Source organism: Candidatus Aalborgicola defluviihabitans, from assembly GCF_016705985.1.
Classification (GTDB): domain Bacteria; phylum Pseudomonadota; class Gammaproteobacteria; order Burkholderiales; family Burkholderiaceae_C; genus Allorhodoferax; species Allorhodoferax defluviihabitans.
Genome location: NZ_JADJKN010000002.1, coordinates 160,963 through 177,622, shown reverse-complemented (window position 1 = coordinate 177,622; position 16,660 = coordinate 160,963). Strand labels below are relative to the sequence as shown.

Below are 16,660 nucleotides of genomic sequence, written 5' to 3'. Positions count from 1 at the left end.
GCGGGTGCGCATGCATTGTTGCCGCTTCATGCAATGCCGGTGAAATTCGGCATGCGAATTCCAATCGCGAAAGAAAAACGTCTGCTTTTGGCAACGCTTGCAAGTGTCTTAAATCGAAAAAACCTTTGCGGGACAAGGAGCTTACTGATAGCATTGAAGTGATTTCTTAAGTCTGACCGGTGCTTGACCGGTTTGTTTCAGGGGACCGTTTTGATCTCTTTGGGGTCTTTTTTCAGTCGTCAGCCCGCCCCCATGTTTGGGCTGGATATCAGTTCCTCCAGTGTAAAGCTGGTTGAGTTGGGCCGCGACAAGGCCGGCAACCTCGTGCTGGAGCGCTGTGCCATAGAGCCGCTGGAGCGGGGCTGGATCACGGACGGCAATATCGAAAAATTCGATGAAGTGGCTGGTGCGCTCAAGCGCTTGATCAAAAAAAGCGGCAGCAAGACCAAGAACGTGGCGATGGCCTTGCCACCGTCTGCGGTCATTACCAAAAAGATTGTGTTGCCCGGGGGCATGTCGGACTCCGAACTAGAGCAGCAGGTTGAAAACGAGGCCAACCAATACATTCCCTTCCCGCTGGATGAAGTCAGTCTGGATTTCTGTGTGATTGGCCCCAGTGCCACATCGGCGGGTGACGTAGAGGTGCTGATTGCAGCTTCCCGTAAGGAAAAGGTCCAGGATATTCAAGGTTTGGCCGAGGCGGCTGGTTTGACGCCAGTGGTGGTGGATGTTGAGTCCTACGCATCGCGCTTGGCTGCAGGTCGCTTGATCGAGAACCTGCCCAACAAGGGAGCTGGTTTGATCGTTGCCTTGTTTGAAGTGGGCGCGTTGACCACCAGTATGCAGGTGTTGCGCGATGATGAGGTTTTGTACGATCGGGATCAGGCTTTTGGTGGTGCGCAGTTGACCCAGTTGATTGTTCGCCAATATGGTTTCTCGCAGGAAGAGGCTGAAAGCAAAAAGCGAAGCGGTGAACTCCCCGAAGACTATGAGTCGTCTGTGCTTCGCCCCTTTATTGAGACCATGGTTCAGGAACTTGGCCGGGCGTTGCAGTTCTTTTTCACCAGCACGCCACACAATAAAGTGGACTACATCATGTTGGCGGGCGGATCGGCGGCATTGCCGGGTCTGACTACTGCGGTCACGCAACACACCACCTTTCCGTGCAGTTTGCTCAATCCCTTTGACGGCATGGAAATTGGCGATGGTGTGCGCCTCAAGAAAATGACCCGTGAAGCGCCGTCGTATCTGACGTCCTGCGGGCTTGCTCTGCGGAGGTTTGCGCAGTGATTCTGATCAACCTACTTCCGCACCGCGAAGCGGCACGCAAGCGCCGTCGCGACTTGTTCAACATAACTTTGGGTGCCTCCGCTTTGGCGGGTGCTTTGGTGGCTGGTGCAATTTTTCTTTGGTATCAGGCGGCCATTTCCGAACAGCAAGGGATCAACCTTGCGTTGCAGACGGAAATCAAGAAGCTTGAAGGCCAGATCAAGGATATTGTTGGTCTGGAGGCCGAAATTGCCGCATTACGTGCGCGTCAGCAGGCCGTGGAGAATCTGCAGTCGGATCGAAATCTGCCAGTGCATCTGCTGACCGAACTTGTCAATCAGTTGCCCGATGGAGTGTATATATCCAGAATGGTTCAAGTTGACCAGCTTGTGACCATTAATGGTGTGGCGCAATCCAACGAGCGGGTGTCGGAATTGCTGCGTAATCTGTCCAGCAACACACCTTGGTTTAACAAGCCGGAGCTGGTCGAAATTGTGGCAGGAACAGTCAACTTGTCGGCGCGTGATCAACGGCGCGTGTCCAATTTCACAATTCGGGTTCATCTTGTGCGTGCGAGCGAAGCAGAGAAGGCCGCCAAAGCGGCTGCGGAACCTGCGGGTGTGGCTGCTTCTGCACCAGTTTCTAGTGCCAGTGGCGCAGTTAAGAGTTAGCGAGAATCCCCATGGCATCCAATAAATCCGGTTCCATCGATTTTGCGCAATTGCAGCAGAAGCTGGTGGACCAGTTCAGTGGCCTTGATCCCAAAGATCCATCGGCTTGGCCGTCCATACCCCGTTATGCGCTTTTTTTGCTTACCGCGATTATTGTGGTGGTGGCGCTTTGGTTCCTCTGGTTGAGCGGCTCTGATGAAATGTTGCAGCAAGAGCAGCAAAAGGAAGTCACACTCCGCGCAGACTACAAGACCAAGTTGACCAAGGCGGTCAATCTTGACGTACTTAAAAAGCAGCGTGAACAGGTGCAGCAGTATGTGACGCAGCTTGAAAAGCAGCTACCCAGTAAGGCGGAAATGGATGCGTTGCTGTCTGACATCAATCAGGCAGGGTTGGGCCGCAGTCTGCAGTTTGATTTGTTCCGGCCAGGACAAATTGCGGTCAGAGACTATTACGCTGAACTACCGATTGCCATCAAGGTGAATGGACGGTACCACGACATTGGCGCTTTTGCCTCGGATATCGCCAACCTGTCAAGGATTGTGACGTTGAACAATTTGACCATTGCACCCAGGCCAGATGGTTCGTTGGCGCTGGAGTCGACCGCCAAGACGTTCCGCTATCTGGATAAGGATGAGATCGCTGCCCAGAGCAAGGCTGTCAAGGGAGCCCCGAAATGAGGCATTGCTACATATTGGCGATTTTGTGTGGAACTACGCTGTTGACGGCGTGCGGGTCGTCCGGCGATGACAACATTCGGCAGTGGATGGTGGAAGAGCGCAATCAGACGCGCCCCAAGGTGGAGCCCATCTCCGCACCGAAGCAGTTCAAACCGGAGGCCTATACCAATGCCGCAGTAACGGAGCCGTTTAGCAAGGAAAAGCTCACTCAGGCATTGAAGCGGGATTCCAATCAGGTGGCGGCCAATGGTGCGCTAGTGGCGCCAGAATTGGCGCGGCGCAAGGAGCCACTGGAGTCCTTTCCACTGGATGCCATGAGCGTTGTTGGCAGTATTTACAAGGCAGGCCAGCCAGTGGTCTTGGTCAAAGTTGACAACCTGCTGTATCAGGTCAAGTTAGGAGCCTATTTGGGACAGAACTACGGTCGGGTCACCAAAATCAGCGAAACCGAAGTCACCTTACGTGAAATTGTGCAAGACGCAGTCGGTGAATGGATTGAACGCGTTGCAACACTCCAGTTGCAGGAGAAGACAAAATGAATAACCAGAATCAGCGATGGGGTATGCAAATGTGGCAAGGAATTGTGTTTTCGGCCGCCTTACTGCTCAGTGCTGCGACGCATGCGCAAACGGTGATTGAATCCGTCGTCGGGTCGACGCAAGGTGGCGCCGAAATCGTACGTATCGATTTGTCCAAGGAGTTGACCGCTGCACCTGTTGGGTTTGCCATCCAGTCTCCCGCACGAATCGCGCTTGATTTTCCGGGCGTGACCAGTGCCATGGGGCGTTCCACCGTTGACATGAATCAGGGCAATTTGAAGTCCGTCAGCGTGGTACAGGCGGGCGATCGGACGCGGGTCGTTTTGAACTTGAAAACCCCAGTGGGCTACAGAGCCGAAATTCAAGGCAAATCATTGCTGATTGTGCTGGACTCAGCGGCGCAAGCCACGCCGGTTGCGCCGATCAATGCCAGTTTCGCTGAAACTCGAACACGGGATTCTGCTCCATTGAAGGATTTGGACTTCCGAAAGTCAGCCGATGGTGCTGGCCGTGTTGTTGTTACGTTGCCGAATAACCAGGTTGGCGTTGATATTCGTCAGCAGGGTCAGACGTTGGTTGTGGAGTTCATGAACTCAACCTTGCCTGAAGGGTTGCGCAGGCGGCTGGATGTCGCGGACTTTGGTACGCCCATCAAATTAGTCACAACAACGCAAGTGGGTGACCGTGTACGCATGGTAATCGAGCCTACCGGAAACTGGGAACACAGCGCCTATCAAAGCGACGAACAATTTGTGGTCGAGGTTAAAGAGATCAAAACAGATCCGAAGAAGCTGACACAAGGCGTCGGCTACACGGGCCAGAAACTGTCTCTCAATTTTCAGAACATCGAAGTGCGCTCCCTGTTGCAGGTGATTGCAGACTTCACCAACTTCAACATCGTGACATCCGATTCGGTATCCGGCGCTGTTACGTTGCGGTTGCAGGATGTACCTTGGGATCAAGCACTGGATATTATTTTGCAAGCCAAGGGTCTGGGCTTGCGCAAGAGCGGCAATGTGCTTTGGGTAGCACCAAAAGACGAAATCGTTGCTAAAGAGAAGCTTGATCTGGAATCAGTTGCGTCGACCCAAAGCTTGGAGCAGTTGAAAACCCAGTTTTTCCAGATCAATTACGCTTCTGCCAAAGATCTGGCGACCCAACTAACCCAAGGTGGTGTTGTAGCTGCCGGCAGTATCTCCACACCCAACGCCCGCCTTTTGAGTGGTCGCGGTAGCGTGATCGCCATTGAGCGAACGAATCAACTGTTCGTGACGGATATTCCGAGCAAGCTGGAACAGATTCAAGTCCTTATTTCTAAAGTGGATGTACCGGTAAGACAGGTTTTGATTGAAGCCAGGCTGGTTGAAGCGTCGGATTCGTTTGGAAAATCGCTCGGAGTAAAACTGGGTGCAAGCGATATTCGGGCGCAGCGCGGTGGTGACGGCGGTTACCAGTTGGGAAATAACGGTGAGCGTGTCGCATTTGGCACAAGCTACGCGAATGCGATTGGAACCAGCGGTGCGGGTGGTGGCGTGGATACCGGGGGGCAATTTGTCAGTCTACCCGCTTCGGCACTTGGTGTAGCGGCGTCGCCGGCTACTTTTGCACTCTCTGTATTCAATTCTGCAGCCAACCGTTTCCTGAATATGGAGATATCTGCACTAGAGGCGGATGGGAAGGGCAAAGTAGTTTCCAGCCCCAGAGTCGTAACTGCAGACAAAGTGTCGGCCATAATTGAGCAGGGCGAGGAATTGCCATATGCAACCGTATCAACTGATGCGGCGACGGGAAAAACGACCAACACGATCACATTCAAAAAGATCAATTTGAAGCTGGAAGTAACCCCTCAAATCACGCCCGATGGTGGCATTATTCTCAAGCTTGACATCAACAAGGACGTGGTCGGACGGTTAACTGACTCCGGCTTTGGTATCAACACAAAGCATGTCAAAACAGAGGTTTTGGTAGACAACGGTGGAACGGTGGTTATTGGCGGCATTTTTGAAGAAACCGAGAACACCGATGAAACCAAGGTACCCTTACTTGGTGATTTGCCAGGAGTGGGGTACCTATTCAAATCAAAAACCAAAACGAATGCGAAGAAGGAACTTCTGGTTTTTATTACGCCCAAGCTGATAGCTGAACGCGGCGCAACGCGTTAATCCGATTCACTAGATTTCACACGAGTTCACTATGCGCTTACTTTCATACCTGTTGGCCTTCTTTGTTTCGGTTGTGCTTGCTGCTTGCGGCGGTGGCGGTGGTTCGCCGGGATCGACGTCGGGGCCAAACTCGACATTCACTGTGGTTGCCCCGGCGCTGTTACGCTGCAAGTCGGTTCACTGCAGCCCTATGCCATTCAAGGCGGGGTGAAGCCCTATTCGGTGGTTAGCAGCGACCCAGCCGTTGCGGTTGGCTGGATTGGTGGTGATGGTGTTCTGTATGTCGGAACCGTTGTGCCAGGGAAGGTCACGATTACTGTATCGGATGCAGCGGGAACCAAAGTAAATATCGCGGTGACAGCTGGCTCCAGCACCGCGTTTTACACCACGGCAGCCTCGAACATCACAATTACTCCGGGAGTCGCATTTGCGCGAACGTATACGCTTGGAGGTGGAACAGCGCCGTATGTAGCAACCAGCAGTTTCCCTTCTGTCGCTACTGTATCAATTAGCGGCAATCAAATGACCATTACGGGTGTTCAAATAAGCACTACAGCGGCAACCATTACTATTCGTGATGCAGCCGGTGCTACGTTGACTACGTCAGTAACCGTTGGAACAGCGCCACTTGACAATGAACCCCAGGAACTTAAAGGCCCCATTGGTGTTATCTTTAGGCTCTTATCAAAGGAGGAACACCGTACCATCGGGCCCCCAATACGCCTGATCTATCACTTCTGGTTTATGGTGCAAATGGCCCACTGCAAGTTTTCACCACGAATACTGGGTTGCCGACAGACACCGATCAGATGCTTGGAACCTGGACCATCGTTCTGACGGGGGGAACACCAATGTTATTCCGCTTCTGGGTCGACAACAGTTATCCGCCCAATGGAACTTCACTGACACTGCCGGATTCCAACCCTTCTTAGCAACCCATTGACGATATCCCTCGGTTCTAGCATCGCAAACACTATCACTGTGCTCGACTCCACAGGCCGGGTGGGAACAAGTGTGATTACCGCGACAGATACGGATGGCCTTCGCGGGGTGCTCAATGAGTCGTCGGAGAGGCGCTCTAGCAGGCTTGGCCGGCAGCAGTTTAAGCAATAGTCAGCCTAGTGGCGGTTGATTTGCCTGCGTTCATGTGGTGCGTTGCTGGGACGATGTTGGTGTGATCAGCTTAGTAGGCCTCCCCGGCTCCGGTAAATCCACCGTCGGGCGACAACTCGCCCGGCGGCTGCAACTTCCCTTTTTCGACTCGGACCACGTCATTGAGGAGCGGCTTGGTTACTCCATCCGTGAAGCCTTTGCGCGTGATGGAGAAGACCATTTCAGAGACTTGGAAGAGGCGGTGCTGGAAGAGTTGACCCTCATTCCCAATGCAGTCGTTTCCACCGGTGGCGGCGCAGTAATCCGGCCAGCCACGCGGCAGCGTCTGCGGGAGCGGGGCCAAGTGGTTTACCTCAATTCTTCGGCAGATGAAATCTATCGTCGCTTGCGGCACGACCAGAACCGTCCGCTTTTGCAGGTGGCGGACCCGTTAGGGCGTATGCGCGATCTGTACGCTGCGCGTGACCCGCTCTACCGTGAGACCGCGCACTTCGTGATCGAAACCGGGCGGCCTTCGGTGGCAACCCTGGTGAATATGATTGTCATGCAGCTGGAGTTGGCTGGCGTCATTTCTGCGTCTTGACTGGATTGGCCCGGGCCGGGTACTTGTGCTTACCGTGAGTGCGGAAGTGATTCGCCATTCAATCCTCTAAACTACCGGTCTATGCAAGCACCGACATCCCTGCGGCGCGTCGCCATCGACCTAGGCGAGCGCAGTTACCCCATCTTGATTGCACCAGCACTGCTGGACCATCCCGAGAGCTTTTCTGATCTGCCTGCCGCCACGTCGGTACTGATCGTATCCAACACCACGGTGGCGCCGTTGTATGCACAGCGCTTGCAATCTGCATTGCAAGGCCGCTACAAGGCCGTGCATGTTGTCACGTTACCCGATGGCGAAGTGCACAAGAACTGGCAAACGCTTAACCTGATCTTTGATGCGCTCCTGCAAAATGGCTGCGACCGCAAGACCATCTTGTTTGCACTGGGAGGTGGTGTGGTGGGCGACATGACTGGCTACGCTGCAGCCAGCTATATGCGGGGCGTGCCCTTTGTCCAGGTGCCGACCACACTGCTGTCCCAAGTGGATTCGTCCGTGGGCGGCAAGACCGGCATCAATCATCCGCTTGGCAAGAACATGATCGGCGCGTTTTACCAGCCACTGCGCGTGGTGTGCGATCTGGACACGCTCAAAACGCTACCGGACAGGGAACTCAGCGCTGGACTGGCCGAGGTTATAAAGTACGGGCCGATTGCCGATTTGGCCTTTCTGGACTGGATCGAAGCGAATTTAGATCGCATGCTGGCACGGGATATGGACGCGCTGGCCTACGCGGTGCAGCGCAGTTGCGAGATCAAGGCCTGGGTCGTGGGGCAGGACGAGCGGGAATCGGGTTTGCGCGCCATTCTCAATTTCGGTCACACCTTTGGGCACGCCATTGAAGCCGGTATGGGTTATGGCCAATGGTTGCATGGTGAAGCGGTGGGTTGCGGCATGGTCATGGCGGCGCAGTTGTCCTGTGAACTGGGAATGGTGGACTCGGCGTTCGTCCAACGCCTGCGTACCTTGGTTCAGCGGGCCGGACTACCCGTGGTTGGCCCCCGGTTACGCGCGGACGACAACGCCGGGCGCTATCTGGAGCTGATGCGCGTGGATAAAAAGGCAGATGCCGGTGAAATCCGTTTTGTCGTCATCGATGGGCCATCGCGCGCCAGCGTGCGCGGTGCGCCGGACGCAATGGTGCGCAAAGTCATCAACGCCTGTTGTGTATAAATTGCTATCAATAGAGTAGCTGTATATGTACATTCAACGAGGGCTAGAAGCTCATTTCCCTCTATGACATTGGCGCCTTATGCCTGCGACGCGGCGCAGACGCGCGGCAGGCGTTTTGACGAACCACCGGCTCCCACGCGCACCGCGTTTCAGCGGGACCGGGATCGCATTGTTCACTCCACGGCCTTTCGCCGCCTGGTCTATAAGACGCAAGTGTTCTTGAACCACGAGGGCGATCTGTTTCGTACCCGGTTAACCCATTCCCTGGAAGTGGCGCAGTTGGGGCGCTCTATTGCACGGTCGCTGCACCTGAACGAAGATCTGGTTGAAGCCATAGCCTTGGCCCACGATTTGGGGCATACACCGTTTGGTCACGCCGGCCAGGATGTGCTCAACGAGTGCATGCAGTCCCACGGCGGGTTTGAACACAACCTGCAAAGCCTGCGGGTGGTGGACCAGCTGGAGGCGCGCTACCCGCAATTTGATGGCATCAACCTGTGTTTTGAAACGCGCGAAGGAATTCTTAAGCACTGCAGCGTGGCCAATGCGCAGGCTCTGGAGGCACGCGAACCCCATGGCGTAGCACGGCGCTTTATTGATAACACGCGTCCCAGCCTCGAGGCGCAGCTGTGCAATTTGACCGACGAGATTGCCTACAACTCGCACGACATTGACGATGGTGTTCGCTCCGGCCTGATTGACATGGCGCAATTGGTTCATGTCCCTCTGTTTGCTCAGCATCACGGTCTGGCCTTGCAAGAGTACCCAGGCCTTGCCGCTGCCCACAACCAGCGCCGGCTGTTGTACGAGACGATTCGTCGCATGCTCAGTGCCCAAGTTTACGATCTCATTGCCCATAGCAGCGCAACAATAGAGCGAGCTGCGCCCTCCAGCGTGGACGCGGTGCGTGGCCTGCCGTCCTTGTTGGGGTTCAGCAGTGACATGCGGGAGCAGTCCCGCGATCTGAAGCGTTTTCTATTCGCCAACCTGTACCGCCATCCGCAGGTGCACCAGACCCGTATCATGGCCACGCGAATCGTGCGCGAGCTGTTTGCCGCCTACCTGGCACAGCCTCATGAGATTTCGGCAGGCTTTGGTGTGGGTCTGGATGGAGCAGCGGAATCTAACGATACGCCAGAACGCATGGTTGCCGACTACATTGCAGGCATGACCGACCGGTTTGCCGTGCATGAACACGAACGCCTGACCGGGGAACGTTTGCTGGGTTCAATTACCGGTCTGGGTGAGACTGGCGGACTGTAAAGTAAATGGTATGACCGATATACAAAGAAACAGTGACACCCAGGTCATTGAAGACACCCGCAATTGGTTGCGCCGCGCGGTCATCGGGTTGAACTTGTGCCCTTTTGCCAAGTCGGTCGACGTCAAGGACCAGGTGCACTACGCCGTTACCCGTTCTGTGGGTTTCAAGGACTTGCTGGTGGATCTGAAGCAAGAGCTAAATAGCCTCGCAGCCCTCGACGCTGCTACACGAGACACTACTCTTTTTATAGCGCCCGACGCCTTGACCGATTTTCTGGAGTTCAATGACTTTGTGGCTCAGGCTAACCGCCTGTTAGCTAAACTGCGCTATGAAGGTGTCTTCCAGATTGCCAGCCTGCATCCGCAATACCAGTTTGCGGATGCGCCGGCGGATGCCATTACCAACTTCACCAACCGCTCGCCCTATCCCACGTTGCATCTGCTGCGTGAAGAGAGCATTGACCGTGCGGTACAAGCCTTTCCCCATGCGGAGACCATTTTTGAGACAAATATGCGTACCATGGAACGCATCGGCCACGAGGGTTGGAGAGCGTTGAACGTGGGTGCACGCCCCAAGCGTGGCACACTCCCGCCATGAAGCAACACAAGGCCCGCACAACGGCACCCGTCAACCCACTGGCCGATGAAGTGCGCCCGGGCCAGAGCGTGGAGCTGCTCAAAGAACTGCACATCCTCACCCGCGAAGGCAAGCTTAATCAAGACTCACGGCGTAAGCTCAAGCAGGTTTACCACCTGTACCAGTTCATCGAGAAGTTGTTGCTGGAGCTACCGCAAGGCGGCGAGGGCGCCACGTTGGCCGACCATGGCGCAGGCAAGTCGTATCTGGGTTTTATCATTTATGACCTGTTTTTCAAGTCGCGCACTGGCGGTCATATCTACGGCATCGAGACCCGCCCAGAACTGGTGCAAAAGTCACGTGAACTGGCAACACGACTGGGTTTTGAGCGCATGGCATTCTTGAACGTGAGCGTGGCTGAATCCACACAGTCCAGCGACTTGCCTGATCAGATAGACGTGGTGACTGCCCTGCACGCCTGCGACACCGCCACCGACGACGCCATTGATTTTGGTCTCAAGAAGCAGGCGAGCTACCTGGTGCTGGTGCCCTGCTGTCAGGCCGAAATCGCCCGCAGCCTCAATGCCAACAAGGCGCTGTCTCTACGGCGCACGCCGCTGGCCGAACTGTGGCGTCACCCATTGCACACGCGCGAGATGGGTAGCCAGATTACCAACGTGTTGCGCTGCCTGTACCTGGAGTCCTGTGGCTACCAGGTGACCGTGACCGAGCTGGTGGGTTGGGAGCACAGCATGAAGAACGAGCTCATCATCGCCAAGCGCACCGGCAAACCTAACCGCGCCGCAGTGCAGCGGTTGCATGCCCTGCTGCAGGAATTTGGGCTGACGGCGCTGTTGGCCACACGCTATGCGATGGCGCCGGCCGCAGAGCCTGAGCTGCAGCCTGCCCCCACGGCGTAACCTCCCGGCACAGGATAGGCATCCGATCCCATGGCCCGTCTAGCCCGCCTGACACTGCCGGGTCATCCCCACCACATCATCCAGCGGGGCAATAACCGCCAGCCCATTTTTGCCACAGCGGCAGACCGGCAATTGATGCTCGATCTGCTGGAGGAAAACGCGCGCAAATTCAACGTTGCCATCCATGCCTATGTGCTGATGGACAACCATTTTCACCTGCTGGCTACGCCGCAAACGGCAGATGGCTTGCCGCTGATGATGCAGGCGGTGGGGCGGCGTTATGTGCGCTATTTCAACGACAGCCAAAAGCGCAGCGGCACTTTGTGGGAGGGTCGCTACAAGTCCACCCTGATCCAGACCGAACGCTACCTGCTGGCCTGCATGGTCTACATCGACCTCAACCCGGTGCGTGCGGGCATGGTCGCCCAGGCGCGGGAATACACCTGGTCCAGCCACGCGCACTACATCGGTTTGCGTACCGACAAACTGCTCACCCCGCACCCACTGGTCTGGGCATTGGGCAACACCCCATTTGCCCGGGAAGCTGCCTATGCCGAACTGGTTCAGGCAGGCGTCAATGCAGGGCAACAACAAGCCCTGACCGACTCGGCCTTGCGTGGCTGGGCCTTGGGTGAGCCAGAGTTTGTAAAGAGTTTGCAAAAACTAACGACACGGCGTGTTAGCAAGCGCCGCAGGACGACCGATTTCAGGCAAATCATCTAGACCAGAATAGGGCTTAGCCCTCGTCGATATTGGCTATATTGCTATTAAATTTAATATGTCCCTTAATTTAAATATTCGTGCAGATCAATTGGCTTAATTGGAATCTGACCCCGATTATTCCGGTTGGCTTTTTTGTTGCGTTGCAGTATTCTTCGTGTCCATTGTCATTTTCAGGAGAGCGCCATGACTACGGCAGCCGAGATCCAGCACCTTCAGCAAAACGGTTTGTATTCCACAGCCAACGAGCACGATGCCTGTGGCGTGGGCTTTGTGGCCCATATCAAGGGCAAAAAGTCGCATGACATTGTCAAGAACGCGCTGAAAATTCTGGAAAACCTGGACCACCGGGGCGCTGTGGGCGCTGACAAGCTGATGGGCGACGGCGCCGGCATCCTGATCCAGTTACCCGATGCGCTCTACCGTGAAGAAATGGCGGCCCAAGGCGTGACACTGCCACCGCCCGGTGAATACGGCGTGGGCATGATCTTCCTGCCCAAAGAGCATGCGTCCCGTTTGGCGTGCGAACAAGAGATGGAACGCGCCATCAAGGCCGAAGGGCAAGTGTTGCTGGGTTGGCGCGATGTGCCAGTCAACCGCGACATGCCCATGTCGCCCACCGTGCGCGCCAAGGAGCCTATCCAGCGCCAGGTGTTTATTGGCCGTGGTCAGGACGTGATCGTGCAAGACGCGCTGGAGCGCAAGCTGTACGTCATTCGCAAGACCGCCAGTGCCCACATCCAGGCCCTGAAGCTCAAGCACAGCAAAGAGTACTACGTGCCCAGCATGAGCAGCCGCACCGTGATCTACAAAGGCCTGCTGCTGGCTGATCAAGTTGGCATTTACTTCCGCGATCTGGAAGACGCGCGTTGCACCTCGGCACTGGGCCTGGTGCACCAGCGCTTCTCTACCAACACCTTCCCCGAATGGCCTTTGGCGCACCCTTACCGCTATGTGGCGCACAACGGTGAAATCAACACGGTCAAGGGCAACTACAACTGGATGAAGGCGCGCGAAGGCGTGATGTCGTCCCCCGTGCTCGGCGCCGACCTGCAAAAACTCTATCCCATCAGTTTTCCCGGCCAGTCCGACACTGCCACTTTTGACAACTGCCTGGAATTGTTGACCATGGCGGGCTACCCCTTAAGCCAGGCCGTGATGATGATGATTCCCGAGCCGTGGGAGCAGCACACCACCATGGACGAGCGCCGCAAGGCCTTCTACGAATACCACGCCGCCATGCTGGAGCCCTGGGACGGACCGGCCTCAATCGTGTTCACCGATGGCCGCCAGATTGGCGCCACGCTGGACCGCAACGGCCTGCGTCCCTCACGCTACTGCATCACCGACGATGACCTGGTCATCATGGGCTCCGAGTCTGGCGTGCTGCCCGTGCCCGAGAACAAAATCGTGCGCAAATGGCGACTGCAACCCGGCAAGATGTTCCTGATTGATCTGGAGCAGGGCCGCATGATTGACGACGAGGAACTAAAAGCCGGTTTGGCCAACAGCAAGCCCTACAAACAATGGATTGAGAATCTCCGCATCCGTCTGGACGATGTGGTGGTGCTAACTGCCGGAGAGTCACCACAAGAGTTGCCAGTGGGTGCCAACGGACCCCAAACGACCAGCACGGAGCACGTCAGTGCCGATTTGCTGGACCGCCAGCAGGCCTTTGGCTTTACCCAGGAAGACCTGAAGTTTCTGATTGCCCCCATGGCCACTGCTGGCGAAGAAGCCATCGGTTCCATGGGTAACGACAGTCCACTGGCAGTGCTCTCCGACAAGAACAAGCCGCTGTACAACTACTTCAAGCAGTTGTTCGCGCAAGTGACCAACCCGCCCATCGATCCCATCCGCGAAGCGATTGTCATGTCGCTGGTGTCCTTCATCGGCCCCAAGCCCAACCTGCTGGACATCAACCAGGTCAACCCGCCCATGCGCATGGAGGTGAGCCAGCCGGTGCTGGACTTTGCCGACATGGCCAAGTTGCGCGACATCGACAAGCACACGCAGGGCAAATTCCGTAGTTACACGCTGGACATCACTTACCCGCTGGCCTGGGGTCGCGAAGGCGTGGAAGCCAAACTGGCTTCGTTGTGCGCGGAAAGTGTGGATGCCATCAAGGGTGGCAAGAACATCCTCATCATCAGTGACCGCTGCGTCAGCGCCACCCAGGTGGCCATTCCCGCGTTGTTGGCGCTCTCCGCGATTCACCAGCACCTGGTGCGCGAGGGCTTGCGCACCACCGCCGGCTTGGTGGTGGAAACCGGAACCGCCCGCGAGGTACACCACTTTGCCGTGCTGGCCGGCTACGGCGCCGAGGCTGTGCACCCCTATCTGGCCATGGAAACCCTGGCCCATATTCACCAAGACCTGCCGGGTGATTTGAGTGCCGACAAGGCCATCTACAACTACGTCAAGGCCGTTGGCAAGGGCCTGTCCAAGATCATGTCCAAGATGGGTGTGTCCACCTACATGAGCTACTGCGGCGCGCAGTTGTTTGAGGCCATTGGCCTGTCCAGCGATACCGTGGGCAAATACTTCACCGGCACCCCCAGCCGGGTGGAAGGCATCGGCGTTTTCGAGATTGCCGAAGAAGCCATCCGCATGCACAAGGCCGCCTTTGGTGCCGATCCGGTACTGGCCAACGCGCTGGATGCCGGTGGCGAATATGCCTGGCGGACACGCGGCGAAGAGCACATGTGGACGCCCGATGTGATTGCCAAGCTGCAACACAGCACGCGCGCCAACAACTGGAACACGTACAAGGAGTACGCCCAACTCATCAACGACCAGAGCAAGCGCCACCTGACCCTGCGCGGCCTGTTCGAGTTCAAGATCGACCCGGCCAAGGCCATTCCCGTGGACGAGGTCGAGAGCGCCAAGGAAATCGTCAAGCGCTTCGCCACGGGCGCCATGTCGCTGGGCTCCATCTCCACCGAAGCCCACGCCACATTGGCCGTGGCGATGAACCGCATTGGCGGCAAGAGCAATACGGGCGAGGGTGGTGAAGACCCCGCACGTTATCGCCAGGAACTCAAGGGTATTCCTATCAAGCTGGGTGATACGCTCAAGAGCATCATTGGTGACGATGTAGTGGAAGTAGACCTGCCGCTGCAAGACGGCGACAGCCTGCGCAGCCGCATCAAGCAGGTCGCCTCGGGTCGTTTTGGCGTGACTGCCGAATACCTGTCCAGCGCCGACCAGATCCAGATCAAGATGGCCCAGGGCGCCAAGCCTGGCGAAGGCGGTCAGTTGCCTGGTGGCAAGGTGTCGGAGTACATCGGCCGCCTGCGCCATTCGGTCCCCGGTGTGGGCTTGATCTCGCCTCCGCCGCACCACGATATCTATTCGATTGAAGACTTGGCGCAGTTGATCCACGACCTGAAAAATGTGGCGCCGCACTCCGGCATCAGCGTCAAGCTGGTGGCCGAAATCGGTGTCGGCACCATTGCTGCAGGTGTCGCCAAGTGCAAGGCTGACCATGTGGTGATTGCCGGGCACGACGGTGGCACGGGTGCTTCGCCCTGGTCGTCCATCAAGCATTGCGGCAGTCCGTGGGAAATTGGTCTGGCCGAAACACAGCAAACCCTGGTCTTGAACCGCTTGCGCAGCCGTATCCGCGTGCAGGCTGACGGCCAGATGAAGACCGGACGTGACGTGGCCATTGGCGCGCTCTTGGGTGCGGATGAGTTCGGCTTTGCCACCGCACCGCTGGTGGTGGAAGGCTGCGTCATGATGCGCAAGTGCCACCTCAATACCTGCCCGGTGGGCGTGGCCACACAAGACCCCACGCTACGCGCAAAGTTCTCTGGTAAGCCCGAGCACGTGGTCAACTACTTCTTCTTCATTGCCGAAGAAGTGCGCCAGATCATGGCCCAGCTGGGCATCCGCAAGTTTGACGACCTGATTGGCCGCTCGGACCTGCTGGACATGCGCAAAGGCATTGAACACTGGAAAGCCAGCGGCCTGGACTTTGGCCGCCTGTTTGCCCAACCCCAAGTGAGCGCTGATGTGCCCCGCTTCCAGACGCTGGAACAAGAGCACGGCCTGGAAAAGGCACTGGACAACGTACTGATTGCCAAGAGCCGCGCAGCCATTGACAAGGGCGAAAAGGTGCAGTTCATGGAACATGCGCGCAACGTCAATCGATCCGTGGGCGCCATGCTCTCTGGCGCGGTGACCAAGGTGCACCCACAAGGCTTGCCCGACAACACCATCCATATCCAGTTGGAGGGCACTGGTGGCCAATCGTTTGGCGCGTTCCTGTGCAAGGGCATCACCCTGTACCTCATCGGCGACGCTAACGACTACACCGGCAAGGGCTTGTCGGGCGGTCGTGTTGTGGTGCGCCCCAGCATTGACTTCCGTGGCGCGGCGGTGAACAACACCATCGTGGGCAACACCGTGATGTACGGTGCCACCAGCGGTGAGGCCTTCTTCAGCGGTGTTGGTGGCGAACGCTTTGCCGTGCGCCTGTCGGGCGCCACGGCCGTGGTCGAAGGCACAGGTGACCATGGTTGCGAATACATGACCGGTGGCACCGTGGCGGTGTTGGGCAAGACAGGGCGCAACTTTGCAGCCGGCATGAGTGGTGGCATTGCTTACGTGTACGACGAAGACGGCCAGTTTGCCAAGCGTTGCAACACCGCCATGGTGTCCATGGACAAAGTGCTGAGCGCGGCTGAGCAGGAAGCCAGCCAGGACAAAGCCATCTGGCACCAGGGCCAGACCGACGAGGCGCAACTGCGCAAGTTGCTGGAGGCCCACAACCGCTGGACCGGCAGCAAGCGCGCGCGTGATCTGCTGGACAACTGGGAGGTGTCACGGGCCAAGTTCGTCAAGGTGTTCCCCAACGAGTACAAGCGTGCTCTGGGCGAAATGCATATGAAAAAAACGGCAGTAGCCCTCGTCAAATCTACGCAAGCCGCTACCAAAACAGTAGCAATTGCAGCCAAGTAAGAAGGGA

The 16,660-nt window shown here is 56.7% G+C and carries 12 protein-coding genes; all 12 read left to right on the top strand.

The features are described 5' to 3' along the window. Window positions 1-210: 210 nt before the first annotated feature. Complete coding sequence (locus IPI80_RS01235) at window positions 211-1,290, top strand: pilus assembly protein PilM (protein ID WP_413857556.1); 1,080 nt, start codon at window positions 211-213, stop codon at window positions 1,288-1,290. Further along, window positions 1,287-1,940: a PilN domain-containing protein gene (locus IPI80_RS01230; protein WP_413856377.1), complete on the top strand. Its 654-nt coding sequence runs from the start codon at window positions 1,287-1,289 to the stop codon at window positions 1,938-1,940. Before IPI80_RS01235 ends, IPI80_RS01230 begins: the two co-directional genes overlap by 4 nt. An 11-nt stretch (window positions 1,941-1,951) precedes the next feature. Beyond that, on the top strand, window positions 1,952-2,620 hold the full coding sequence (locus tag IPI80_RS01225) for a type 4a pilus biogenesis protein PilO (protein ID WP_413856375.1): 669 nt from the start codon (window positions 1,952-1,954) through the stop codon (window positions 2,618-2,620). After that, the gene (locus IPI80_RS01220; RefSeq protein WP_413856373.1) at window positions 2,617-3,159 is read left to right on the top strand and encodes a pilus assembly protein PilP; all 543 of its coding nucleotides are present in this window, start codon (window positions 2,617-2,619) and stop codon (window positions 3,157-3,159) included. The genes IPI80_RS01225 and IPI80_RS01220 overlap by 4 nt, the downstream gene beginning before the upstream one ends. Then, window positions 3,156-5,321, top strand: a complete 2,166-nt coding sequence (gene pilQ / locus IPI80_RS01215; protein WP_413856371.1) for a type IV pilus secretin PilQ — start codon at window positions 3,156-3,158, stop codon at window positions 5,319-5,321. The genes IPI80_RS01220 and pilQ overlap by 4 nt, the downstream gene beginning before the upstream one ends. Window positions 5,322-6,495: 1,174 nt before the next feature. Further along, on the top strand, window positions 6,496-7,017 hold the full coding sequence (locus tag IPI80_RS01210) for a shikimate kinase (protein ID WP_413856369.1): 522 nt from the start codon (window positions 6,496-6,498) through the stop codon (window positions 7,015-7,017). Between the two features lie 81 nt (window positions 7,018-7,098). Beyond that, window positions 7,099-8,208, top strand: coding sequence for a 3-dehydroquinate synthase (aroB, locus tag IPI80_RS01205; RefSeq protein ID WP_413856367.1), 1,110 nt, complete (start codon window positions 7,099-7,101; stop codon window positions 8,206-8,208). 63 nt (window positions 8,209-8,271) lie between these two features. After that, entirely contained in the window at window positions 8,272-9,471 is a 1,200-nt protein-coding gene (locus IPI80_RS01200) for a deoxyguanosinetriphosphate triphosphohydrolase (protein WP_413856365.1), read from the top strand. Window positions 9,472-9,481: 10 nt separating this feature from the next. After that, on the top strand, window positions 9,482-10,069 hold the full coding sequence (locus IPI80_RS01195; protein WP_413856363.1) for a DUF1415 domain-containing protein: 588 nt from the start codon (window positions 9,482-9,484) through the stop codon (window positions 10,067-10,069). Next, window positions 10,066-10,968, top strand: a complete 903-nt coding sequence (locus tag IPI80_RS01190) for a class I SAM-dependent methyltransferase (protein ID WP_413856361.1) — start codon at window positions 10,066-10,068, stop codon at window positions 10,966-10,968. Before IPI80_RS01195 ends, IPI80_RS01190 begins: the two co-directional genes overlap by 4 nt. Before the next feature lie 30 nt (window positions 10,969-10,998). Then, window positions 10,999-11,691, top strand: coding sequence for an REP-associated tyrosine transposase (locus IPI80_RS01185; protein WP_413856359.1), 693 nt, complete (start codon window positions 10,999-11,001; stop codon window positions 11,689-11,691). A gap of 183 nt (window positions 11,692-11,874) precedes the next feature. Continuing rightward, window positions 11,875-16,653, top strand: coding sequence for a glutamate synthase-related protein (locus IPI80_RS01180; protein WP_413856357.1), 4,779 nt, complete (start codon window positions 11,875-11,877; stop codon window positions 16,651-16,653). The last annotated feature ends 7 nt before the right edge of the window (window positions 16,654-16,660 follow it).